The sequence below is a fragment of the Marinibaculum pumilum genome (assembly GCF_042646425.1).
GTDB lineage: Bacteria > Pseudomonadota > Alphaproteobacteria > Ferrovibrionales > Ferrovibrionaceae > Marinibaculum > Marinibaculum pumilum.
In genome coordinates this window covers 220,236-241,213 of the sequence record NZ_JBHRTR010000034.1, presented here as the reverse complement: position 1 = coordinate 241,213, position 20,978 = coordinate 220,236, and the positions used below count along the sequence as shown (strand labels likewise).

The window sequence follows — 20,978 nt, the reverse complement described above, 5'->3', positions numbered from 1 at the left end:
GGCTCCGGGCGGGCGACCTCCCCCCGCCCGGAGCCGCCGCCACCCCGCAAACCAGGGCCGAACGGATCCGAACGATGGAATTCGTCACCATCTCGCTGCTCAACGGGGTCAGCTACGGGCTGCTGCTGTTCATGGTCTCAGCCGGCCTGACCCTGATCTTCGGCATGATGGGCGTGCTGAACTTCGCGCACAGCTCGTTCTACATGCTGGGCGCCTATTTCGGCTACAGCATCGCCCGCTTCAGCGATTTCTGGCTGGCGCTGCTGCTGGCGCCGCTGGCGGTGGCCGTGCTGGGCGGCCTGATCGAGAAGTACATGCTGCGCCGGGTGCACCGGCACGGCCATGCGCACGAGCTGCTGCTGACCTTCGGCCTCGTCTTCATCATCGAGGAGCTGGTGAAGATGTTCTACGGCCACTACTCGCTGGAGAACCCGATGCCGGCGGCGCTGGGCTTCAGCGCCTTCGAGCTGTTCGACCTCAACTACCCCTTCTACCGAGTCTTCATCGCGCTGGTCGCCGTGGTGATGTTCACCGCCGTCTTCCTGCTCTCCCGCTTCACCCGGATCGGCCTGGTGGTGCGGGCCGCGGTGCGGCGTCCCGACATGGTGGAGGCGCTGGGCCATGACGTGCCGAAGGTGTTCCTCGGCGTGTTCGCCGGCGGCGCGGCCCTGGCCGGGCTCGCGGGCACGGTCGCCGGGGTGTTCTACCCGACCGGCCCGACCATGGCGCACGAGCTCGGCGTGATCGTCTTCGTGGTGGTGGTGGTCGGCGGCCTCGGCTCGCTGGAGGGGGCCCTGCTCGCCTCCCTGCTGATCGGCGTGTTCTCCAGCTTCGCCGTCGGCCTCGACTGGTCCGCGGCCGACGGGCTGGCGCTTGTCGGCCTTGGCGACTGGGCGCTGGGCGCGGGCGGCGTGCTGACGACCAAGCTGTCCACCCTGGCGGGCGCCATCCCCTTCGCGGTGATGCTGCTGGTGCTGCTGCTGCGGCCCGCCGGACTGATGGGAGAGAAGGCATGAGCGGCAAGGCAGACAGCATGGCCCCCACACTTCCGGCAGCCGCGCCCGGTGCGAGTCGCCGGCGGCGCGCGATGTTCCTGGCGATCGCGGCCGTCATCGTGCTGCTGGCGACGATGCCGCTGGCGATCGGCGACCGCTTCCTCTTCACCCTGATCCAGATGCTGGTCGGTGCGCTGTTCGCGCTGTCGTTCAACCTGCTGTGGCGACATGCGCGGCTGCTGTCCTTCGGCCATGCCGCCTATTTCGGCATCGGCATGTTCGCCACCATCCACCTGATGCGGGCGGTGGAGGGCGGTGCGATCGCCCTGCCCGCACCGCTGATCCCGTTCGCCGGCGCGCTGGGCGGCATGCTGCTGGGTGCCGCGGCAGGCTGGTTCGCCACGGTGCGCACCGGCACCTACTTCGCCATGATCACCCTGGCGATCGCGGAGCTGATGTACGCCCTCGGCCCGCAGCTGGAGCCGCTGTTCGGCGGCGAGATGGGGATGTCGTCGATGCGGATGCCCTGGGCCGGGCTCAGCATGGGGCCGATCGCGCAGATCTACTGGCTGGTGCTCGCCTGGACCCTGCCGGCGATCGCCTCGCTGTACCTGTTCGGGCTGACGCCGCTGGGCCGGGTCGCCTTCGCGCTGGGCGACGACGAAACCCGGGTCCGCTTCCTGGGCTACAATGCGCGGCTGACCAAGACCATCGTCTTCGTCGTCTCCGCCACCTATGCCGGCCTGGCGGGCGGGCTGCTGGCCTTCGTCACCGAGAATGTGAACTACACGATCTTCAGCGGCACCGTTTCCGCGGCTGCGGTGCTGCACACCTTCGTCGGCGGCTCCGGGCTGTTCCTGGGCCCGGTCTTCGGCGCTGCCGGCCTGACCCTGCTGGGCGCGCTGCTGGCCGACACAACCCGGCTCTGGCTGCTCTACCAGGGGCTGATCTTCGTCGGCGTGATGCTGTTCGTGCCGCAGGGCCTGACCCCGCTGGTACTGTCGCGCTGGCGACGATGGCGAGCGCCCGAAGGCCGGCGCGTGCTGTTCCGCGATGCCGCCCGGACCCTGCTGTTCGTGCTGCTTGCCGCGCTGGCTGTCGGCGGCATCGAGGCCCTGAACGCCGCGCTGGCCGAGCTGAGGCGCAGCTCATGAGCGCCGCAGCGGAGCAGAGCCGGCCGGTGATCCGCCTGGACGGCCTGCGCAAGTCGTTCGGCGCGCTGGAGATCATCCGCGGCGTCGAACTGGACGTGCAGGCCGGCGAGCGCCACGCCCTGATCGGCCCCAACGGCGCCGGCAAGTCCACCCTGGTCGGCCTGATCTCCGGCCTGCTGCGGCCCAGCGGCGGACGGGTGCTGCTGAACGGCCGCCGCATCGACGGGCTGTCGCCGGAGCGGATCAACCGGCTGGGCCTCGCCCGGTCGTTCCAGATCACGCGGATCTTCCCGCGGCTGTCGGTGATGGAGAATCTGCGGCTCGGCATCATGGCGCGGCACGGCATCCGCTTCGGCGCCTTCCGCCTCGCCGACAGCTACGAGGCGGTGGCGCGGGAGACCCGCGAGATGCTGGCGACGATCCGGCTCGGCGGTCGCGCCGACGCGCCGGCCGGCGAACTGACCTATTCGGAGCAGCGTGCGCTGGAGCTGGGCCTGGCGCTGACCACCGCGCCGGAGGTGATCCTGCTGGACGAGCCGACGGCGGGCATGTCCCGCGACGAGGCCGACCATGTGGTGGCGCTGATCCGCGACGTCACCCGCGACCGCACCCTGCTGATCATCGAGCATGACATGGATGTCGTGTTCCGGCTCTGCGACCGGGTCTCGGTGCTGGTCTACGGACAGATCATCGCCTCCGGCACGCCGGAGGCGATCCGCGCCGATGCCCGCGTGCAGGAGGCCTATCTGGGCAGCGAGGTGGCGGCATGAGCCTGGCGATCGAAGGGCTGCATGCCGGCTACGGGCAGGGCCATATCCTGCAGGGCGTCAGCTTCGCGGTGGCGCCGCGGCAGATCGCCGGCATCGTCGGCCGCAACGGTTCCGGCCGCTCCACCACCCTGAAGGCGATCGTCGGACTGGTGCCGCCGCAGGCCGGCTCGGTGCGGCTCGGCGATCGCGAGCTGGCCGGCCGCAAGGCGCATGAGATCATCCGTGCCGGCATCGCCTATGTGCCGGAGGACCGGCAGGTGTTCGAGAACCTGACGGTCGAGGAGAACCTGGTGCTCGGCCGCCAGGATCCCGGCGGCGACCGTGTCGCCTGGTCCGCGGCCCAGATGTACGACTATTTCCCGCGCCTGAAGGAACGGCGCAACACCCGGGCCGGCAACCTGTCGGGCGGCGAGCAGCAGATGCTGACCATCTGCCGCTCCCTGCTCGGCGCGCCGAAGGTGATCCTGATCGACGAACCGACGGAAGGCCTGGCGCCGCACATCGTCGCGCGGGTGGTGGAGGTGATCGAGGATATCCGCCGCCAGGGCGTTGCCGTGGTGCTGGTCGAGCAGAAGCTGACCATCGCCCTGAAGATCTGCGACATCATCCATGTGGTCGGCCATGGCCAGGTCGTGCACAGCGGCCCGCCGGCGGAGATCCGCGACAATCAGGAGATCCGGCAGCGCTGGTTGGAGGTGGCCTGAAGCGGCCTTCAGTAGAGCGTCGTCAGCCCCTCCCGCGTGACCAGGTCGAACAGCTCGTCCTCTGTCATGTCGAGCTTCGCCTGGGCGATCATCGCCTTGCCGATGTCGGGCAGGTCGGTGCTGCCGGGCCAGCGCTCCGGCTCCCACAATCCGCTGCGGATCATGCATTTCGGGCAGTGGATGAAGGCGCGCTCGACATGCAGGACGATGGCCAGCGCCGGCACCCTGCCGTCGATCGCCATGCTTTCCCGCAGGTCGCGGTCGCGGACGATGCGCGCCTCGCCGCTGATGCGCAGGGTCTCCGTCTTGCCCGGGATCAGGAAGATCATGCCCAGGCGCGGGTCGCGCAGCAGGTTGCGGAAGGTGTCGGCGCGGCGGTTGCCCGGCCGGTCGGGGATGGCCAGGTGGCTGTCGTCCAGGACCTTCACGAAACCCGCCGGATCGCCCTTCGGCGACAGGTCGATATGGCCGTCCGGATTGGCGGAGGCGAGCACGCAGAACGGCGAGCGGGCGATGAAGCCGCGACAGACCTCGTCCAGCCGGTCGACCACCTTGCCCGCAATCTGCGGCAGCGGCGGCGGGATCACCGCCTCCAGCTCCGCCTCGTTCGTCACGAAGTCCCGGAATCCTGCGAAGCGGTCGCTCATCGCGCCCTCCCTGCATCCGTGCCGCCATCATCATCATATCGCATGATGGCGCGACGGTACGGTGGCGGGCAGATCTCCGGTCGCAACCGTCCTCAGGCGGTGCCGGCGCGGCGGAAGCGGCCGCCCAGCAGCAGCCAGGCGGCGAGCGACATGTTCAGCAGGTTGAAGGCGATGCCGTTCATGAACGCCACCTGGTAGGAGCCGGTCAGGTCGTAGATCAGGCCCGACAGCCAGCCGCCGATGGCCATGCCGACGATCGTCGCCATCACCACCAGGCTGATCCGGAAGCCAGCTTCCGATGCCGGGAAGTACTGCCGCACGATCAGGGCATAGCTGGGCACGATGCCGCCCTGCGACAGGCCGAACAGGGCGGAGATCACGTAGAGCGACATCAGCCCGTCGAACGGCAGGTAGAAGAACAAGGCCAGGCATTGCAGGCTGGAGGAGAGCAGCAGGATGCCGACCCCGCCGATCCGGTCCGCCAGCACGCCGCAGGCCAGCCGGCTGACGATGCCCAGGCCCAGCATGGCCGCCAGCATCTCCGCCCCCCGCGCCGGGCCGTAGCCCAGGTCGACGCAATAGGCGACCAGATGGACCTGCGGCATCGACATGGCGATGCAGCAGGCCAGGCCGGCGACCACCAGCAGGACCTGCAGGGCTCGGGGCGACAGATGCGGCGTATCCACCCGGTCGTGGGCGGAGCGGATGACACTGCCGCCCGCGGCCACCTCCTCCACCGGCGGGCGGCGGCGCAGGGCGAGCGCCAGCGGCACCATCAGCACGACGCAGGCGATGCCGATCACCACATGGGAACTGCGCCAGCCGATCGTGTCGATGCCGTATTGCAGCAGCGAGGGCCAGAGGGTGCCGGCCAGGTAGTTGCCGCTGGCCACGATCGCCACGGCGATGCCCCTGCGGCGGCGGAACCAGAGCGAGACATCGGCCACCAGGGCGCCGAAGCTGGCGGAGGCGCCGATGCCGATCAACAGCGCCTGGGCGGCGACGAACTCCCACAGATTGCCGGCGAAGGACACCAGGACATAGCCGGCACCCATCAGCAGGGCGGCCAGAATCATCGGCACCCGGATGCCGAAGCGATCGGCGAGCCGCCCCATCAGCACGCCGCCGACGGCGAAGGCCAGCATGGTGGCGGTATAGGGCAGCGACGCATCGCTGCGGTCGACGCCGAACTCGGCCTCCACCGCCGGCAGGGCGACGACCACCGACCAGAGCCCGATGCCGCCCACCGTCGCCAGCGCCAGCGACAGGCAAAGCCGCTGCCAGGCATAGCGTCCGTCGATGTCGTAGCGGCCCTGCTGCGCGGCCGCGCCGGCCGTTGCCGTCCGTTCGCTCATGGGTGTCGTCCCGCACGGAAACGGCCCCCCTGTCCGCGATTGCCGGCGCACGACGGCAATCGCCAGACCATGACGGCGGCGTTCCCCCTGTTTATCGAGAGCGCCATATAGCGGAGGAACCGGCGGCTTGGAACAGGCGCCGCGTGCAACCCAGGCCAGTCCGGATCGCGGAACCGACCTGCGCGGGCCTGCTAGTCGGTCCCGCGGGGCCGGTAGGCAGAGCCACCCGGCTTGTCGGCGCGGGACAGGATCAGCTCGTGCAGCACCATGTCGACCTGCTCGCCGTCGGCTGCCAGCGGCAGGTTAAGGATCTCGAAGTCGTAGAGCCGCCGGTCGGGCTGGAAGATGCGGCCATGGCCGCGCAGCGGCCGGCGGTTTTCCAGCAGCCAGCGGAATCCGGCCTTCATCGGGGTCAGGAACTTTGGCGGATAGAGGTCGTGGAAGTCCATTCCGGTGCGGTCCCGGCCCATCGCCTTGGTGATCGCCGTGCCGATCAGGCGATAGCGCATCCGCAGGGGATCGCCCCGGATCTCCGTCAGGACGAGATAGGGCAGATGCTTCACCAGTTCGTCCGGCCGGAAGTCCGCCCGCGCCGGCAGCCAGCCGTCTCGGCACTTGCCCTGCCAGAAGGCGAGCAGATCGACCAGGCGCGGATGCTGCAGCCGCAGATCGGGATCGACCGCCAGTTCCGGTCCGGCCTGCGGCCTCATGGCCAGGTTCGGTGTCGTTGCCGCCATCGCGTGTCGCCAGATCGCCGGATTGCCCGATCGCCGGATTGCCGGATAGCAGGATTATCGGGGGCAGGCAGGAGCCACCGGCCTCCGTGCCGGAAGCGACGCAGTCTATCGACCCGGCGGCGAAATACCAGGGGATGCGCCGGCTCAGACCTCGGAATCCAGGGTGAACAGCAGTTCGCCCAACACCATGTCGACCCGCGCGCCATCGCTCGAAAGCGGCAGGTTCAGGATCTCATAGCGGTAGAAGCGCCGGTCCGGATAGAAGGCGCGGCCATAGGTCCGCAGCGGCGCGCGGTGCGCCAGGATCCAGCGGAAGCCGGCATAGATCTCTTCCAGCAGGTCCGGCCCGTAGAGTTCGTCGTACCAGGCGCCGGTATTGTCGCGCTGCATGGCCTGCACGATCGCCGTGCCGAGCAGACGATAGCGCAGCCGCAACGGTTCCGCCTGGACGTCGATCAGTACCAGGTTGGGCAGGTGGCGCAGCAGGTCCGCCGGCCGGATGTCGGAACGGGACGGCAGCTCGCGTTCGCCGCGCTTCCTCCGCCAATAGGCCAGAAGCTCGCCGAGCCGCGGATCCTCGAACCGCAGGACCGGATCCACGCCGACCGGACCGCGCGGCGGGGCGTCCGGCAGATCGCCGGGGCCGCTGGCCATCGTCACCGTCCCGCAGCTCCGGCAATCGGCATCCGCGGGTCCTTCACAGCGTTTCCGGAATCTCGAAGAACAGGCCGCCCACGACCATCGTCACCCGGTCGTTGTCCGGCGACAGCGGCAGGTGCAGCATCTCGTAGTCGTAGAAGCCGACCACGTGATGGATCGCCCGGCCGTGGGTTCGGACCGGCGCCCGCGCGGCCATCATCCATCGATAGCCCGCCTCGATCCGGGCCATCGCCGGCGGTGGACAGATCTCGTCGCAATAGCGGCCGGTGCTGTCGCGGCCAACGGCCTCCGTCAGGGCGGTTCCCAGAAGGCGGTAGCGCAGGCGCAGCGGCTCCGTCTCGATGTCGATCAGGAACATGTACGGCAGCAGGCCGGGCAGGTCCGCCGGGCGGATATCGCCACGCGCCGGCATGGTGCGCGGCCCGCTTTTCGCACGCCAATAGTCCAGCAGGACACCGAGCTGCGATTCGCGGTACTGCAGCGCCGTGTCGATCTGGATCGATCCCCTTTCGCCTGCATCCGGCGGCTCGAAGCCGCCCTTCCGGATGGTGCCGCGCGTCTCGATGCAAGCCTCCGCTGGTCGGGTGACCCGGTCGGCCCGCCGGCGGGATGCGGGCGGCGAACCGGTTTCACCGCCAGTCTAGGTCGGCACGCGCCGAACGCCATTATACCGAACGGTAGGGCCTGCGCCGGGTCAGCTGCCGATCATCTCGCCGCCATTGGGATGCAGCACCTGGCCGCTCATGAAGCTGCCATCGCTGCAGGCCAGGAACAGGTAGCAGGGCGCGATCTCCCAGGGCTGGCCGGGGCGGCCCATCGGCGTGGAGGCGCCGAACTCCGCGACCTTCTCCGCCGGCATGGAAGCCGGTATCAGCGGCGTCCAGACCGGGCCCGGCGCCACGCCGTTCACCCTGATCCCCTCCCCCAGGAGGTTGTTGGAGAGGGTGCGGGTCAGCGCCACCGCGGCGCCGCGGGTCGCGGCATAGTCCAGCAGGTGGCTGCTGCCGCGATAGGCGGTGACGGAACAGGTATTGATGATGGTGTCGCCGGCCGACAGGTGCGGCCGCGCCGCCTGCACCATGTAGACATAGCCAAACAGGTTGGTGCGGAAGGTGCGCTCCAGCCGTTCCGGCGGGATCTCCGTCACCTCGGTCTCGTGATGCTGCTCGGCCGCGTGGTTGATCAGCACGTTCAGCCCGCCGAAGCGGTCCACCGTCCGCGCCACGGCATCGCGGCAGACCTGCGGGTCGCCGACATCGCCGCGCAGCAGCAGACATTCGCCGCCTTCTGCAGCGACAAGTTCCTGCGTACGGGCGGCATCCGCGTCTTCGTCGAGATAGAGGATGCCGAGCCGGGCGCCCTCCCGGGCGAACAGGATGCTGACGGCACGGCCGATGCCGCTGTCGCCGCCGCTGATCAGGACGGTCTTCCCCGTCAGGCGGCCGCTGCCGGGATGACGCGGCATCGGGTCGGGCGGCGGCACCATCTCCGCTTCCCGGCCGGGTTGATGGGCTTGTTCCTGCGGCGGCTGCTTCTGCGACATCACGGGGCTCCTGGCTGGTTTCCCCCGCGCAACCGCCGGTGCCGGTTTAAGGTTCCAGCGGCGATGTCCCGCTCAGCCGCCCATCCCCATGCCGCCGGACACGCCCAGCACCTCGCCGGTGACGAAGGCCGCGTCGTCGGAGGAGAGGTAGGCAACGGCAGCGGCGACCTCCTCCGGCCGGCCCAGCCGGCCGACCAGGGTCAGGCCCTGCATGGCCTTCAGCAGCTTCTCGCCGCTGGCGGCGATGCCGGCCCGGACCAGCGGCGTGTCCACCGGGCCGGGCGCGACGCAGTTCGCGGTGATGCCGTAGCGGGCATTCTCGCGCGCGATCGACTTCGTGAAGGCGATCACGCCGCCCTTGGCCGCGGCATAGATCGATCCGCCCCGGCTGCCCTGGCGCCCGGCCTCCGAGGCGATATTGACGATGCGGCCATGGCCCGCCGCCTGCATCGCCGGCAGCGCCGCATGGCAGGTGGCGAGCACCGACAGCAGGTTGACCGCCAGCAGGCGCTGCCAGTCCTGCGGTGCCGTCGCGGTAAAGAAGGCGTGCTGATCGACCCCGGCATTGTTCACCAGGATGTCCAGGGTGCCGGCGGCGGCGATCGCCGCCTGCACCGCCGCGTTGTCGGTGACGTCCAGGGTCACGGCCGTGCCGCCGATTTCGTCTGCCAGCGCAGCGGCGCCGTCGCCATCCAGGTCCGCCAGGATCACCGCCGCGCCGTCGGCGGCGAGCCGGCGCGCAATCGCCGCGCCGATGCCCTTTGCCGCGCCGGTGACCAAGGCGCGGCGCCCCTGCAGGGCGGCCATCAGCGGCCGGTGAAGGCCGGCTTGCGCCGCTCGATCACCGCGGCCAGCCCTTCCCGCGCATCGGCGGTGCCGGAGAGTTCGGAGACGGTGCGCGCCTCCTCCGACAGGCAGGCCTCCATGCCCAGGCCCATGCCGGAGCGCAGCAGGCGCTTGGTCGCCGCCAGCGCCTTCGGTGCGCCGGCCGCCAGCTCGGCGGCCAGGGCCTTCGCCGCGGACATCAGCTCCGCATCCGGCACCACGCGGGTGACGATGCCCAGCCGCAGCGCCTCGTCGGCGTCGATCACCGGGTTGGTCAGCAGGATCTCCGTCGCCTTCCGCATGCCGACCAGCCGCGGCAGGTTGACCGAGGTCCCGGCATCCGGGGCCATCGCCACCCGGGTGGCGCCGGCCAGGAACTTCGCGCCCTCGCCCGCGACCACCATGTCGGCGGCGCAGACCAGGCCGAAACCGCCGCCGCCGGCGGCAAAGCCCTGCACCGCGATCACCACCGGCGCCTGCAGCCGCGACAGCGACAGCACCGCGTCCTGCAGATAGGCGGTCGCCTGGCGCACATAGTCCGGCAGCGCCTCGCCGCGGGCATGGAAGGCCTGCACGTCGCCGCCGGCGCAGAAGTTCTTGCCCTCCCCGGTCAGCAGCAGGACGCGCACGTCCGGCTCGCCATGGCAGAGCATGATCGCGTCGTACAGCGCCTTCAGCAGGTCGACGCTCATGCCGTTCGCGGCGTCGGGGCGGTTCAGGCGCAGATGCGCCACGCCGTCGGCAAGGTCGAGCAGGACGAGGCCGTCGGCGATCAGGGTGCGTGTCTGGGTCACGGAAGTCTCCCGCGGCCGGGCGGTCCCGGCCGGCTGCAATTCAGAATGGCGGTCAGATGAGGAAGGACAGGGTGAAGAGCGGCTTGTCCAGGTTCACCAGGGCGACCTTCTTGCGCACCATGCGCAGGCCCTCCGGGGTCTGGCGCAGGCTGTAGTCAGTGCGCGCCGCCCAGAGGGTTTCGCCGCGATTGTTGGATTCATAAACCAGCACGTTGCAGCCGGCCGCGATCTCAGCCCCATCGACGGAGAGGATCTCGACATTGGTCACCATGTGGCGCAGGCGGGAGGCCGGCTCCTGGGTATAGCGCTTGCCCGACAGCAGCTGCCGCACCCGCACGCCGATGCGCGACCGGTTGTCGTAGATGATCGACATCTCCCGGTCCGGGTCGATGTCGTCGGCATTGGCCGGCACCCAGTAGATCGCGTCGTCGGTCCAGAGCGCTTCCCAGGCCTCGTATTCATGTTCGTCCTGAAGACGGGCCTCGCGATAGATGAAGGCTTCCACCCGGCGCTGCAGGTCGGCATCCGCCTGCAGCGGCGGGTCGGCGAGCGCGGCGGCGGCGGACATCATGCCGCCTCCATCAGGCTGCGCCAGTGCTGCCAGATGCCGCGGCTGGGCACCTCGTCGGTGGCATGGGCGACCATATGGCCGTCCTCGTCGCGGCGCTCGCGATGGCGGCCGCGGCCGAGGTAGAGCCATTCCGGCTGCAGGCTCTGCACGCCGCGATGGGTGCGCTCGTACATCTCGGAATCGTCGGCCAGCAGGAAGCCGGCCGGGCCGACCGAACCCATGGTCTGCTGGCGCAGGCGGCGGTTCAGGTCGGGTGCGCCCTTGAACTGCAGCGCGGTGACATGCTGCACCGTATCGTCGACGGCGCGCGCCTGCAGCACGAAGACCTGGATCTCCGCAATGAACAGATTGGGGAAGATCATCACATGCGGCACGCCGTCGATCATGATCTGGCGCGCCCGCTCCGCTCCATAGGCGGCTTCCATCTTCGCGGCATAGTCGGGCAGCCGGTCGGTGGAGGTGCCGAACCAGCCCATCGGCTTGTCAAGCCGGCGGAATTCGGGGCGCAGGTCCAGCTCGGTATGGCCGTTGCCGAAGTCGCGGGTCAGCGCCGTGGAGCGTGGCCCATACAGCGCGCCGATGCCGGATTGCACCGCGGAGAAGATCGAGGCATGGACGAAGGCGGGGTGATAGCCGTCGGTCTCGTTCTCCAGCACGAACTTCCAGTTCGCCTTCACCCGGTGCTGCAGGAAGCCGGCGGTCAGTTCCACCTCGCCCTCCGGCGACATATCGCAGACCCGGTCCAGGGTCTGCGCGGCGCCGCCCAGATACTCGATCAGGCTGGGCCCTTCGGTCGCGAAGGAGCCGAAGACGAAGCCCCGGTAGCTCGCCACCCGCGGCACCCGGCCCAGGCCCAGGCCCAGCGCCTCCATGTCCTGTCCCTCATAGCCGTCGGGGAAGGCGAAGGCGGTCAGCTTGCCGGTATTGGCGAAGGTCCATTTGTGGAACGGGCAGGTGAAGGTGCGCGCATTGCCCTTCGCCTGCATGCAGACCTGGTTGCCGCGATGCGGGCAGCGGTTCTGCAGCAGGTGGATCCGCCGGTCGCGATCGCGGGTCATGATGACGGGCTGCGGGCCGATCGACTTCAGAACGAAGTCGTCGGGGTTGGGCACCTCGCTCTCATGGCCGACATAGACCCAGGTGCGGTACCAGATCCGCTCCAGCTCCGCCTGGAAGACCGCCGCATCGCTGTAGAGCGAGCCGTGGACATGGTCGTCGCGGATCAGCCGGCCGAGGTCCGGCACTGCCGCCGCCGCTGTCAGGCCGGTGTCGTGCAAGGCCAGGTTCATGTCGCCCTCCCGGATCCGTCACTGGTCTGGTCAATTAATTGACCGGTTGTCCGGTTTATAATACGCTGCGACAAAATGTGCAAGCCTGCACAGCCAACGAGGATCGGGAGAGACGCCAAGATGGGCCAGCCCAACGCCACCATGCTGCATCCGGAAATGGAAGCGCTGGACCGCGACGATTTGCAGGCGATCCAGCATGCCAAGCTGGCGAAGCTGGGCGCCCGGCTGGCGGCGGCGCCGGAATGGGTGGCGCAGTTCGCCAAGGGCGGCGTGCATCCGAAGGACCTGGCCGACCCGCAGGCCCTGGCGTCGGTGCCGTTCCTGGACAAGAGCCAGCTGCGCGAACGCTACCCCTTCCCGATGCTGACCGAGGATGTGGGCAGGGTCACCCGCTTCTGCGCCACTTCCGGCACCACCGGGCTGCCGGTGCTTTTCGGCTATACCGACTGGGACATGAAGGGCCTGCTGGCGAAGCAGGTCGCGCGGCAGCTCTACGCCCATGGCCTGCGGCCCGGCCATCGCGGCTATAACGGCTTCGGCTTCGGGCTCTGGGTCGGCGGCCTGGCCTACGACCTGGGGATGGCGGAGCTGGGGGTGATCAACTTTCCCGTCGGGCCGGGCCGGTCGGACCTGGTGGCGGAATGGATGCGCGACATGCAGTGGGACCTGGCCACGGTCTCGCCGGTCTTCCTCGCCTCCCTGATCCGTGCGGCACGGGAGAAGGGGATCGACCCGAAGACCGAATGGCGCCTGCGCTTCGCGGTGATCGGCGGCCAGTCGGTCAGCCGCGCCTTCCGCGACGAGCTGGAGGCGGAGCTGCCGGACGGCTTCAAGAGCTTCAACACCTACGGCACCACTGAGGCCGGCGGGCCGATCGTCTCCGTCGCCTGCCCGCACAGCCACGAAAACGACGAGATGCACCTGATCAACGAGGACAGCGTGCTGACCGAGATCCTCGACCCCGATACCTTCAAGCCCGTCGGCCCGGGGGAGATCGGCGAGATCGTCGTCACCACCCTGGACAAGCAGGCCTCGCCGGTGGTGCGCTGGCGCACCCGCGACCTGGTGCGGATCTCCGACCAGCCCTGGGACTGCCCCTGCGGGCGCAAGGGCATGGCGAAGATCGGCCGCATCATCGGCCGGTCGGACGACATGCTGAAGGTGCGCGGGGTGCTGGTCTATCCGTCGCAGATCGAGGATGTCGTCGCCGGTACGCCGGGCACGGTGAAGGAGGCCTGGCAGATCTATGTCGACAGCCTGGAGGTCTCGCCCAAGGAGATGGTCGTCGCCATCGAGCATGAGCGCAGCTACAACGGCAGCGCCGACGACCTGGCCGGCACGGTCGGCCGCGCGCTGCAGAGCCGGCTGGGCCTGAAGGTGCCGGTGGAATGCCACCCGGAAGGCACCCTGCCCCGCTACGAGGCGAAGGCGCAGCGGGTGCAGGTCCGCAAGTAACGGATCGCGACGGGACGGAACCCACGACAGGGCGAGAAGATGGCGCGCACCCAGGCGGAGAACTATCCGGAAATCCGGAAGGAGATCCTGCGCCGCTCCGCCGCGCTGTTCGCCGCCCGCGGCTATCCCAACGCCACCATCGCCGACCTGGCCGCCGCCAACGGCATGTCGCGCGGCCTGCTCTATCACTACTTCGCGTCGAAGGAGGCGATCCTGTCGGAGATGCTGCACGAGCATCTCGACATGATGCTGGCGGAACTGCGGGACGCCGCGCAGGACGGCGACAGCCTGGAGGCCCGCTTCCGCGGCGCCGTCGCCCGCATGTGCGTCATCAATGCCGGCTCCCAGGACCTGCAGGTGGTCCTGCTGCACGACCTGCAGAACCTGGGCGACGAGGACCGCGCCGCCATCGTGGCGAAGCAGCGCGCCATCCTGGCGGTGATCGGCGGCCTGGTCGGCGACCTCGACGCCGGCCGCACCCCGCCCGCCGCCCGCCCCGCCCAGACCATGATGCTGATCGGCATGATCAACTACACCTATGTCTGGTACGACCCGGCCGGGCCGGTGGGGCCGGAGGCCTATGCGGGGATGGTGGCGGAGACATTTCTGGCGGGGCTGGGCAGATAGCCACCGACAGGCATCTTTCGCGGCCGACCGTGATAGGATGGCTGGACTCTGAAGGAGGCGATGATGCCGACACCTGAAGAAATCGCCCGCCGCCTGGAACTGTTCGAGCAGGGTTTGGCGAATGCCGCGGTCGAAGGGCAGCACCTGGATCCCAGCGACGAACTCTTCGCCCGGAGCCTGATCGAAAAGGGTCTGAGCGTGGAGGAGCAGGCCACCGCGATGACCGCGCATTTTGAAGCGAACCCGCTCCGCGGCCGGCGCGTCGGGAGGCAGTGAGCGATCCCTTCCTGTCGGCGGACGGGAAGACCCTTGTCAACGTCTGGGGCCTGACGGACCCAGGCGAACTCGAGCGGCGCGAGACCTATTTCAGCGCAATCCGGATGCAGGATCTGCCCAGAATCGCGCTGACCTTTGCCGGCTACAGGAAGCTGCACCGCCATCCACGCCTTCCGGGAAGGCAATGGGCGCGTCCAGCGCGCCCTGATCTGGCGTATGAGACTGGAAGCGGGTCACCGGATCGACATCCGCCAGATCTCGCGCGAGGGCTGGATGACAGCCGCCATCGCAAGCAACCGTTACGGAGACCTGCAGCCGATACAGGTCCTGATCCGCGATGCCATCGCTCCCGCCTGAGATTCCGTGGCCCCGGGATGCCATGCCATTGGGGTTGCGCAGCCATTGCTGGCAGGATGACCGGAGAAACGGACATGGATCGGCGGAGGAAATGGCGATGGCGAGGGACTGGGCGGCCCTGTCGGCGGAACTGGAGCGGCTGCTGAAGGTGCGCAGCATTCCGTTCGGGATGAAGCTCTTTGCCGACCGGGCGGAGATGGAGGCGATCCCGAAGATCCGGCGGCCGCAGAAGATCCACACCCTGGACCAGGCGGTGGGCCAGGCGGCGCGGCTGGGCTGGACGGTGGGGATCACCGCGGACGACCTGGTCGGCGCGCAGTGCCGCGCGGTGGTCGGCCTGGGCCATGCCAAGGACCCGGCCTGGCGGTCGGGCCGGCACATGGTCGGCGTCTGGTTCGAGACCGAGGCGGATGCCACCGAGCACCAGGCTGCGATGCATTGCGTGGCCGACGGCCAGTACGAGGCGCTGGCCCTGGCGCCGCTGGCCTCGGGCCGGCTGGACCCGCCGGACATCGCGCTGTTCTACGCCACGCCGGGAGCGATGATGTACTTCATCAACGGGCTGCAATGGTCGGGCTACCGGAAGTTCGACTGGGGCGTGGTGGGCGAAAGCGCCTGCGCCGATTCCTGGGGCCGGGCGCTGAAGACGCGGGAGCCCAGCCTGTCGATCCCCTGCTTCGCGGAGCGCCGCTATGGCGGCGTGCTGGATGACGAGATGCTGATGGCCCTGCCGCCCGACCAGCTGGACCAGGCGATCGCCGGCATGCACGCGCTGGCGAAGAACGGCTTCCGCTATCCCTTCCCGCAATACGGCATCCAGCAGGACGTGCGCGAGGGGATGGGGGTCAGCTACCCCGCCCGCAGCGCGTGACCGCCGCGGCCCTTCGCCCCCGGATGCAGCCAACCTGAATGCCAGGCTGGGCCCTCGACCTCGCCGCCGGCTTTTCGCTGGGTTTCGGCCTGATCATGGCGATCGGCGCGCAGAACGCCTTCGTGCTGCGCCAGGGCCTGCGGCGGGAGCATGTCGGCGCCGTGGTCGCCGCCTGCGCCCTGTCGGACGCGGCGCTGATCGCCGCCGGGGTGGCGGGCTTCGGCATCCTGGTGGAACGCGCCGCCTGGATCGCGCCGCTGTTCCGCTATGGCGCCGCCGCCTTCCTGCTGTTCTACGGCGCCCGCGCCGCCTGGTCGGCCTGGCGGGGCGGCGAGGCGCTGGACCCGGCCGCCGGCGGCCGGCAGCGGCTGGGGCCGACCCTCGCGACCTGCCTGGCGCTGACCTGGCTGAACCCGCATGTCTATCTGGACACCGTCGTGCTGCTGGGCTCGGTCGCCGCGCAGGCGCAGAACCGGCTGGCCTTCGGCATCGGTGCGACCGCCGCCTCGCTGGTGTTCTTCACCGCTCTCGGCTTCGGCGCGCGCCTGCTCTCGCCGCTGTTCGCGCGGCCGGTCACCTGGCGTGTGCTGGACGCGCTGATCGCCCTCGTGATGTGGGCCATCGCCGCCGCGCTGCTGCTGGCGGAAGGTTGAGCCTCCAAGGTCGAAGTCCGGCGATCACGTATTGCGACTGATTCTCAATACTCGTAGCATGCGCCCGCCATCGCCCTGATCGCACCCGGCCGTCCGGCGCTGCGATGGCCGCCGGTTGCGATGCGGCCCTGCCGGAACCGGCGCCTGCCATGACCCGACGGACAACCCGGCCGCGCGCCTTCCGCTCCCTCGCCCAGGCGGTCGAGAGCCATTATGCGGAGCTGCACCGCTTCGTCGCGCGCCGCACCGGGTCGGCCAGCATGGCCGATGACGTGATCCAGGAGACCTGGATCCGCGCCAGCACCGCCGGTGTGGCGATGCCTGACAATCCGCGCGCCTATCTGTTCCGCATGGCCGGCAACCTGGCCGTCGACCATTTGCGCCGCGGCCGGCCGCAGGACACGCCGTTGGACGGGAACTCGGACGGGACGGTCCCGGAACAGTCGCTGGTCAGTCCTGAGCCGGGTCCGGATGCGGTCGTGGGCGCGCGGGAAGAACTGGCGATCCTGGCCGAAGCGGTGCGGGAACTGCCGGAGAAATGCCGCATCGTCTTCCTGCTCTATCGCGGCCAGGGCCTGACGATGCGGGAGATCGCCGCCCGGTTGCAGATCTCGGAGAAGACGGTGGAAAAGCATATCGCCCGGGCGATGGTGCATTGCCGAGCCCGGCTGCAGGCCGCAAGGCGCCAGGTATGAGCCGCGGCCGGACCGATGCAAAGGAACCGCGCCGGCAAATGGGGGAAACGGTGCCGCGCGACGGTCATAGGTGCATGAAGCAGTGCAGTCGCATAGCGATCCGCAAGGACCGGTCGCCACAGCCGGCGGGCCGGCCGTGAACCCGCCGACAGGCGCAGAACCGGGCAATAACGACGCGCCGGTCCCCGATGCGATGCTGGAGACGGCCGCGGCCTGGCTGGCACGCCGCCGGGAGCCGCCAGCCAATCCGCGCGAAGCGGCGGCACGGGAGGCGGCCTTCGCCGACTGGCTGGACGCCGATCCGCGCCATGCCGACGCCTATGCGCAGGCGAGCGAATTGTGGGCGGCGCTGGAGGTTCCGGCCGGCAGGGTCCTTGCGGAGCAGCCGCCCCTGCCGGCCCTGCCCGACCTCGCCTCGCGCCTGCCGCCGCCGCGGCATCGCGGGCGCCGCGGCCGCGCCCCGCAGCTCACCGCCCTGGCCGCCTGCCTGGCTCTGGTGGTGGCCGGGATCCTGTTCTGGCGGGTCGGCGGGCTCGACAGGCTGGCGAGCGACCATGCCACCGCGGTGGGCGAGCTTGCCTCGATCAGCCTGGCCGATGGCAGCCGCATCGACCTGAACACCGACACGGCGATCGCCGTCGACCTTGCCGGGGCGCAGCGGCAGGTGACCCTGCTGCGGGGCCAGGCGATGTTCGACGTGGCGCCGGACCCGGCACGGCCTTTCGTGGTGGGCACGCCGCAGGGCGAGATCCGGGTCACCGGCACCCGCTTCGATGTCCGGCTGGCGGATGACGGCGCGGTGGTCAGCCTGCTGCATGGCCGGGTGGCGCTGTCCGGTAGCGGCGCGTCCGCCGCCGCGGCGATGCAGCTGTCGTCGGGGCAGCAGGCGGAGATCGGTCCCGACGGCCCCGGGCCGGCGCGCCCGTTCGACGGGGCACAGGTCACCGCCTGGCTGCGCGGCCAGTTCGTCTTCTACGACGCGCCGCTGGCCCGGGTGGTGGGCGAACTGAACCGGTACCGCACCGGCCGCATCCTCATCCTCGACGAGGGGCTGGAGGACCTGCGGGTCAGCGGCGTGTTCCGCATCGACCGCCCGGAAGAGGCGCTGCGGGTCATCGCCGAAACCCTGCCGGTCGAGGTCACCCGCCTGACGGACCTGCTGGTGGTCCTGCGCTGACCGCCAGCTTTTGCCACGCGCCGAAAATTCTTCGAACGCGGGATGGGGGATTCCAGCCACTGCCATCGTCACAGATCAAAATGCGAATGCTTCGTAGACGCATTTCATGTTCTGTGAGCGAGGGGGCAGAGGAATGGCGGGCAATCCGGCGGGCCGTGGAATAGCGTGGCGCAGCGAGCGGGCGGGGCCGACAGCACCGACGGCGCGGCTGCTGACGGCGGGCATCGCGCTGCTGGCCTGCCTGGCGGCCACGGCGGCGATCGCCCCGCCGGCCCGCGCCCAGTCGCAGGAAAGCGGGACCGGCAGTACGGCGTCCCGCACCTGGCGGTTCGACATCCCGGCCAAGCCGCTGCCGCAGGCGATCGCCGACTTCTCCGCCATCACCGGCATGCAGGTGCTGTATACCGAGGCGGCGACCTACGACCACCAGGCGCCGGCGCTGTCGGGCAGCTTCACCGCGGGCGAAGCGATGGGACGCCTGCTGGACGGCTCCGGCCTGGCCTGGCGCACCACCCCGACCGGGGCGCTGACGATCGAGCGCGCCGGCGGGCCGGCCCCGTCGCAGACCAGCTTCCTGAAGCCGATCACCGTCTATGGTGCAAAGAACAGCACGGTGCTGGGGGATTCCACCGCCAGCGTCGCGGTGGTGACGGCAGAGGAGATCGAGCGGCACGAGCTGCGCGACCTGGACAGCACCTTCCGCATGATGGGCAATGTCCTGGACGGCGACTGGAACGATGCCGGCTTCGTCATCCGCGGCATCAACTCCGAAGGGCTCACCCCCGGCGGCCAGCCCCTGGCCAGCATCTATGTCGACGGCACGCAGCAGACGGTGCAGGGCGCCCGGCGCGGTGCCAGCGGGCTCTGGGACGTGGAGCAGGTGGAGGTCTATCGCGGCCCGCAATCGACCCTGTCGGGCCGGGCCGCGCTGGCCGGCGCGGTCTACGTGAAAACGAAGGACCCTGTGTTCGACTGGGAGAGCAAGGCGCAGGCCACCGTCGGCACCCTGCACACCTATGGCGGTGCGGCGACGGTGAATGCGCCGGTGTTGAAGGACCAGGTCGCGCTGCGCCTGTCGGCCGAATACGAGCAGTCGAAGAGCGACCTCCACTACCCGACCTACGAGGCGTTCGACCGCTATGACGATTTCGTCCACGACACCTACTACCAGGTGCGCGGCAAGGCCCTGTTCCTGCCCAACGCGCTGCCCGATACCAGCGCGCTGCTGACCTATTCCTTCGCCCATGACGCGCCCACCATCGACGATATCGCCGGGCCGGGCCTGGGCTTCTCCTATGACGACCGCCGCGGCGACTTCAATCTGCCGGTCTTCACCGAGGTGCGGTCCTCCGACACCCACAATGCCTCGCTGGAGATCCAGCACGACCTGGAGGCGCCGGTCACCCTGACCTCGCTGACAAGCTACAGCTTCACCGACCTGCAGCGCCCGTCGATCAACGAAGGCACGGCAGGCGAAACCAATGTCACCGAGGGCTATTTCAAGGAAAGCATCGCCAGCCAGGAGTTCCGCGCCAATTATGACGGCGTCCGCCTGACCGCCGTCGCGGGCATCTACCTGGCGCAGGAGACGTCGAAGAACACGCGCGACCGCCCCAACTATTTCGGGCGCACCACCCACCTGGAAGGCAGCGAGGACCTGTTCAACGCCGCCGCCTTCGGCGAGGCGGTCTACGAGGTGATCCCGACCTGGAAGGTCGTGGCGGGGGGCCGCCTGGACTATGTCGACCGCCGGAACAGCACCTATTCCACGACCAACGGCGCGGTGGTAACCGACACCGACACCAGCAATACCGACCTGGTGCCGCTGCCGAAGCTCGGCCTGATCAAGGAGCTGGCGCCGGGCCACAGCCTGGGCTTCACGGTGCAGCGGGCGTTCCGCACCGGCGGTGCCGGCGCCAATGGGGTGACGGGCCAGACCTTCACTTACAAGCCCGAGTATGCCTGGAACTACGAGGCATCCTATCGCGGCAGCTTCCTGGCGGACCGCCTGCAGGTGGCTGCGAACGTCTTCTACATGGACTGGAGCGACCAGCAGGTCGAGGTGCAGCAGATCGCCGGCAACTTCAACTCCAACATCATCACCAACGCGGCCAGTTCCACGGTGAAGGGCTTCGAACTGGACAGCCGCTTCACGGTCAACGACCAGCTCACCACCTTCGCCTCGATCGGCTATGTCGACACCCAGTTCCGCGAATTCGTCGACGCCAATCTGGGCGACCTGTCCGGCCTCTCCTTCCCCGAGGCGCCGAAGTGGAACATCGCCGTCGGCGGCACCTGGGAGGCGCCGAACGGCCTCTTCATCGGCGCCGACGCGAAATATCTCTCCTCCTACCTGTCGCGGCTGGACGGCGCCCCGTTCGAATATCTGGACGCCTATATCGTCGCCAACATGCAGGCCGGCTATCGCGGCGAGGGTTGGGACCTGACCCTGTGGGCGGAGAACCTGTTCGACAATGACTATTTCACCTACGAGGCGCTGAACGCCGCCGACCAGGGCATCGCCGCAACCCTGGGCCCGCGCCGCGTGTTCGGCGCCACGGTCACCGCGCGCTTCTGAGCGGCGGCAGGCGCCGGTGCCCCTGCTGCAGGACGGCCTGCCGGACTGGCTGGCGGTTGCGCTCGCCGCAGCGGCGCTGCTCGCGGCCAGCGGCCTGCTACGCGCCGGCCGGCCCCTGCCCGTCGCCGGCGGCCTGGCCCTTGCCGCGGCCGCGCTCGCCCTGCTGGGCTTCGCCGTCGGCTGGGGGATCGGGGTGCCGGCCTGGCTGGGCCTGCTCGGCCTGGCGGGATTGCTGGCGGCGCTTC

23 protein-coding genes and 1 pseudogene are annotated in these 20,978 nt (G+C 69.6%); 14 read left to right on the top strand and 10 right to left on the bottom strand.

Annotation, left to right across the window (positions count from 1 at the left end; translation table 11 throughout):
• The first annotated feature begins 74 nt into the window (after positions 1–74).
• The 4 genes from ACFOGJ_RS21010 to ACFOGJ_RS20995 are packed head-to-tail and all read left to right on the top strand — an operon-like array spanning position 75 to position 3,623.
• Positions 75–1,016: a branched-chain amino acid ABC transporter permease gene (locus tag ACFOGJ_RS21010; protein ID WP_379904228.1), complete on the top strand. Its 942-nt coding sequence runs from the start codon at positions 75–77 to the stop codon at positions 1,014–1,016.
• Positions 1,013–2,149, top strand: a complete 1,137-nt coding sequence (locus ACFOGJ_RS21005) for a branched-chain amino acid ABC transporter permease (RefSeq protein WP_379904226.1) — start codon at positions 1,013–1,015, stop codon at positions 2,147–2,149. The genes ACFOGJ_RS21010 and ACFOGJ_RS21005 overlap by 4 nt, the downstream gene beginning before the upstream one ends.
• Entirely contained in the window at positions 2,146–2,919 is a 774-nt protein-coding gene (locus ACFOGJ_RS21000; protein ID WP_379904224.1) for an ABC transporter ATP-binding protein, read from the top strand. Before ACFOGJ_RS21005 ends, ACFOGJ_RS21000 begins: the two co-directional genes overlap by 4 nt.
• A complete protein-coding gene (locus ACFOGJ_RS20995) occupies positions 2,916–3,623 on the top strand; it encodes an ABC transporter ATP-binding protein (RefSeq protein WP_379904222.1) in 708 nt (235 codons plus the stop codon). Before ACFOGJ_RS21000 ends, ACFOGJ_RS20995 begins: the two co-directional genes overlap by 4 nt.
• Positions 3,624–3,631: 8 nt before the next feature.
• On the opposite strand, the gene ACFOGJ_RS20990 is transcribed toward ACFOGJ_RS20995, so the two are convergent.
• The 10 genes from ACFOGJ_RS20990 to ACFOGJ_RS20945 all read right to left on the bottom strand — a co-directional run bounded on the left by ACFOGJ_RS20990 (position 3,632) and on the right by ACFOGJ_RS20945 (position 12,044).
• Positions 3,632–4,270, bottom strand: a complete 639-nt coding sequence (locus tag ACFOGJ_RS20990) for an MSMEG_1061 family FMN-dependent PPOX-type flavoprotein (RefSeq protein ID WP_379904220.1) — start codon at positions 4,268–4,270, stop codon at positions 3,632–3,634.
• Positions 4,271–4,362: 92 nt separating this feature from the next.
• Complete coding sequence (locus ACFOGJ_RS20985; protein WP_379904218.1) at positions 4,363–5,625, bottom strand: MFS transporter; 1,263 nt, start codon at positions 5,623–5,625, stop codon at positions 4,363–4,365.
• A 191-nt stretch (positions 5,626–5,816) separates the two neighbouring features.
• Positions 5,817–6,362: a PAS domain-containing protein gene (locus tag ACFOGJ_RS20980; RefSeq protein ID WP_379904216.1), complete on the bottom strand. Its 546-nt coding sequence runs from the start codon at positions 6,360–6,362 to the stop codon at positions 5,817–5,819.
• 144 nt (positions 6,363–6,506) lie between these two features.
• The gene (locus tag ACFOGJ_RS20975; protein ID WP_379904214.1) at positions 6,507–7,016 is read right to left on the bottom strand and encodes a PAS domain-containing protein; all 510 of its coding nucleotides are present in this window, start codon (positions 7,014–7,016) and stop codon (positions 6,507–6,509) included.
• Between the two features lie 43 nt (positions 7,017–7,059).
• Positions 7,060–7,470: a PAS domain-containing protein gene (locus tag ACFOGJ_RS20970; RefSeq protein WP_379904627.1), complete on the bottom strand. Its 411-nt coding sequence runs from the start codon at positions 7,468–7,470 to the stop codon at positions 7,060–7,062.
• 246 nt (positions 7,471–7,716) lie between these two features.
• Entirely contained in the window at positions 7,717–8,565 is an 849-nt protein-coding gene (locus tag ACFOGJ_RS20965) for an SDR family oxidoreductase (protein ID WP_379904212.1), read from the bottom strand.
• Positions 8,566–8,637: 72 nt separating this feature from the next.
• Positions 8,638–9,372 (bottom strand): SDR family NAD(P)-dependent oxidoreductase, encoded by a 735-nt coding sequence (locus ACFOGJ_RS20960; RefSeq protein WP_379904210.1) that lies wholly within the window; start codon positions 9,370–9,372, stop codon positions 8,638–8,640.
• The gene (locus tag ACFOGJ_RS20955) at positions 9,372–10,184 is read right to left on the bottom strand and encodes an enoyl-CoA hydratase/isomerase family protein (protein ID WP_379904208.1); all 813 of its coding nucleotides are present in this window, start codon (positions 10,182–10,184) and stop codon (positions 9,372–9,374) included. Before ACFOGJ_RS20955 ends, ACFOGJ_RS20960 begins: the two co-directional genes overlap by 1 nt.
• A 52-nt stretch (positions 10,185–10,236) precedes the next feature.
• On the bottom strand, positions 10,237–10,755 hold the full coding sequence (locus tag ACFOGJ_RS20950; RefSeq protein ID WP_379904206.1) for an aromatic-ring-hydroxylating dioxygenase subunit beta: 519 nt from the start codon (positions 10,753–10,755) through the stop codon (positions 10,237–10,239).
• The gene (locus tag ACFOGJ_RS20945) at positions 10,752–12,044 is read right to left on the bottom strand and encodes an aromatic ring-hydroxylating oxygenase subunit alpha (protein ID WP_379904204.1); all 1,293 of its coding nucleotides are present in this window, start codon (positions 12,042–12,044) and stop codon (positions 10,752–10,754) included. The genes ACFOGJ_RS20950 and ACFOGJ_RS20945 overlap by 4 nt, the downstream gene beginning before the upstream one ends.
• A 120-nt stretch (positions 12,045–12,164) precedes the next feature.
• On the opposite strand from ACFOGJ_RS20945, the gene ACFOGJ_RS20940 reads away from it, so the two are divergent.
• The 10 genes and pseudogenes from ACFOGJ_RS20940 to ACFOGJ_RS20895 all read left to right on the top strand — a co-directional run.
• Positions 12,165–13,499 carry a phenylacetate--CoA ligase family protein gene (locus ACFOGJ_RS20940; protein WP_379904202.1) on the top strand — a complete coding sequence of 445 codons (1,335 nt, stop codon included), beginning with the start codon at positions 12,165–12,167 and terminating at the stop codon, positions 13,497–13,499.
• A gap of 39 nt (positions 13,500–13,538) precedes the next feature.
• A complete protein-coding gene (locus ACFOGJ_RS20935) occupies positions 13,539–14,126 on the top strand; it encodes a TetR/AcrR family transcriptional regulator (protein WP_379904200.1) in 588 nt (195 codons plus the stop codon).
• A gap of 60 nt (positions 14,127–14,186) precedes the next feature.
• Complete coding sequence (locus tag ACFOGJ_RS20930) at positions 14,187–14,402, top strand: hypothetical protein (RefSeq protein ID WP_379904198.1); 216 nt, start codon at positions 14,187–14,189, stop codon at positions 14,400–14,402.
• Positions 14,403–14,618: 216 nt separating this feature from the next.
• Positions 14,619–14,759, top strand: a complete 141-nt coding sequence (locus ACFOGJ_RS20925; protein WP_379904196.1) for a hypothetical protein — start codon at positions 14,619–14,621, stop codon at positions 14,757–14,759.
• Between the two features lie 97 nt (positions 14,760–14,856).
• Positions 14,857–15,630 (top strand): DUF169 domain-containing protein, encoded by a 774-nt coding sequence (locus ACFOGJ_RS20920; protein WP_379904194.1) that lies wholly within the window; start codon positions 14,857–14,859, stop codon positions 15,628–15,630.
• 38 nt (positions 15,631–15,668) lie between these two features.
• Positions 15,669–16,283, top strand: a complete 615-nt coding sequence (locus ACFOGJ_RS20915) for a LysE/ArgO family amino acid transporter (RefSeq protein ID WP_379904192.1) — start codon at positions 15,669–15,671, stop codon at positions 16,281–16,283.
• A 149-nt stretch (positions 16,284–16,432) separates the two neighbouring features.
• Positions 16,433–16,978 (top strand): RNA polymerase sigma factor, encoded by a 546-nt coding sequence (locus ACFOGJ_RS20910; RefSeq protein ID WP_379904191.1) that lies wholly within the window; start codon positions 16,433–16,435, stop codon positions 16,976–16,978.
• A 136-nt stretch (positions 16,979–17,114) separates the two neighbouring features.
• The gene (locus ACFOGJ_RS20905; RefSeq protein ID WP_379904189.1) at positions 17,115–18,155 is read left to right on the top strand and encodes a FecR family protein; all 1,041 of its coding nucleotides are present in this window, start codon (positions 17,115–17,117) and stop codon (positions 18,153–18,155) included.
• A 133-nt stretch (positions 18,156–18,288) separates the two neighbouring features.
• Positions 18,289–20,733, top strand: coding sequence for a TonB-dependent receptor domain-containing protein (locus ACFOGJ_RS20900; RefSeq protein ID WP_379904187.1), 2,445 nt, complete (start codon positions 18,289–18,291; stop codon positions 20,731–20,733).
• 16 nt (positions 20,734–20,749) lie between these two features.
• Positions 20,750–20,978 (top strand): annotated as a pseudogene (locus ACFOGJ_RS20895) (hypothetical protein); the annotation flags it as partial.

Excerpts from the sequence above, each read along its gene's own strand:
- ACFOGJ_RS20900 (WP_379904187.1), top strand. The coding sequence starts at position 18,289 with ATGGCGGGCAATCCGGCGGGCCGTGGAATAGCGTGGCGCAGCGAGCGG.
- ACFOGJ_RS20990 (WP_379904220.1), bottom strand. The coding sequence starts at position 4,270 with ATGAGCGACCGCTTCGCAGGATTCCGGGACTTCGTGACGAACGAGGCG.
- ACFOGJ_RS20960 (WP_379904210.1), bottom strand. The coding sequence starts at position 9,372 with ATGGCCGCCCTGCAGGGGCGCCGCGCCTTGGTCACCGGCGCGGCAAAG.
- ACFOGJ_RS20995 (WP_379904222.1), top strand. The coding sequence starts at position 2,916 with ATGAGCCTGGCGATCGAAGGGCTGCATGCCGGCTACGGGCAGGGCCAT.
- ACFOGJ_RS21010 (WP_379904228.1), top strand. The coding sequence starts at position 75 with ATGGAATTCGTCACCATCTCGCTGCTCAACGGGGTCAGCTACGGGCTG.
- ACFOGJ_RS20940 (WP_379904202.1), top strand. The coding sequence starts at position 12,165 with ATGGGCCAGCCCAACGCCACCATGCTGCATCCGGAAATGGAAGCGCTG.
- ACFOGJ_RS20925 (WP_379904196.1), top strand. The coding sequence starts at position 14,619 with ATGAGACTGGAAGCGGGTCACCGGATCGACATCCGCCAGATCTCGCGC.
- ACFOGJ_RS20945 (WP_379904204.1), bottom strand. The coding sequence starts at position 12,044 with ATGAACCTGGCCTTGCACGACACCGGCCTGACAGCGGCGGCGGCAGTG.
- ACFOGJ_RS20980 (WP_379904216.1), bottom strand. The coding sequence starts at position 6,362 with ATGGCGGCAACGACACCGAACCTGGCCATGAGGCCGCAGGCCGGACCG.
- ACFOGJ_RS20935 (WP_379904200.1), top strand. The coding sequence starts at position 13,539 with ATGGCGCGCACCCAGGCGGAGAACTATCCGGAAATCCGGAAGGAGATC.
- ACFOGJ_RS20920 (WP_379904194.1), top strand. The coding sequence starts at position 14,857 with ATGGCGAGGGACTGGGCGGCCCTGTCGGCGGAACTGGAGCGGCTGCTG.
- ACFOGJ_RS20975 (WP_379904214.1), bottom strand. The coding sequence starts at position 7,016 with ATGGCCAGCGGCCCCGGCGATCTGCCGGACGCCCCGCCGCGCGGTCCG.
- ACFOGJ_RS20965 (WP_379904212.1), bottom strand. The coding sequence starts at position 8,565 with ATGTCGCAGAAGCAGCCGCCGCAGGAACAAGCCCATCAACCCGGCCGG.
- ACFOGJ_RS20930 (WP_379904198.1), top strand. The coding sequence starts at position 14,187 with ATGATGCCGACACCTGAAGAAATCGCCCGCCGCCTGGAACTGTTCGAG.
- ACFOGJ_RS20950 (WP_379904206.1), bottom strand. The coding sequence starts at position 10,755 with ATGATGTCCGCCGCCGCCGCGCTCGCCGACCCGCCGCTGCAGGCGGAT.
- ACFOGJ_RS20915 (WP_379904192.1), top strand. The coding sequence starts at position 15,669 with ATGCCAGGCTGGGCCCTCGACCTCGCCGCCGGCTTTTCGCTGGGTTTC.
- ACFOGJ_RS21000 (WP_379904224.1), top strand. The coding sequence starts at position 2,146 with ATGAGCGCCGCAGCGGAGCAGAGCCGGCCGGTGATCCGCCTGGACGGC.
- ACFOGJ_RS20910 (WP_379904191.1), top strand. The coding sequence starts at position 16,433 with ATGACCCGACGGACAACCCGGCCGCGCGCCTTCCGCTCCCTCGCCCAG.
- ACFOGJ_RS21005 (WP_379904226.1), top strand. The coding sequence starts at position 1,013 with ATGAGCGGCAAGGCAGACAGCATGGCCCCCACACTTCCGGCAGCCGCG.
- ACFOGJ_RS20985 (WP_379904218.1), bottom strand. The coding sequence starts at position 5,625 with ATGAGCGAACGGACGGCAACGGCCGGCGCGGCCGCGCAGCAGGGCCGC.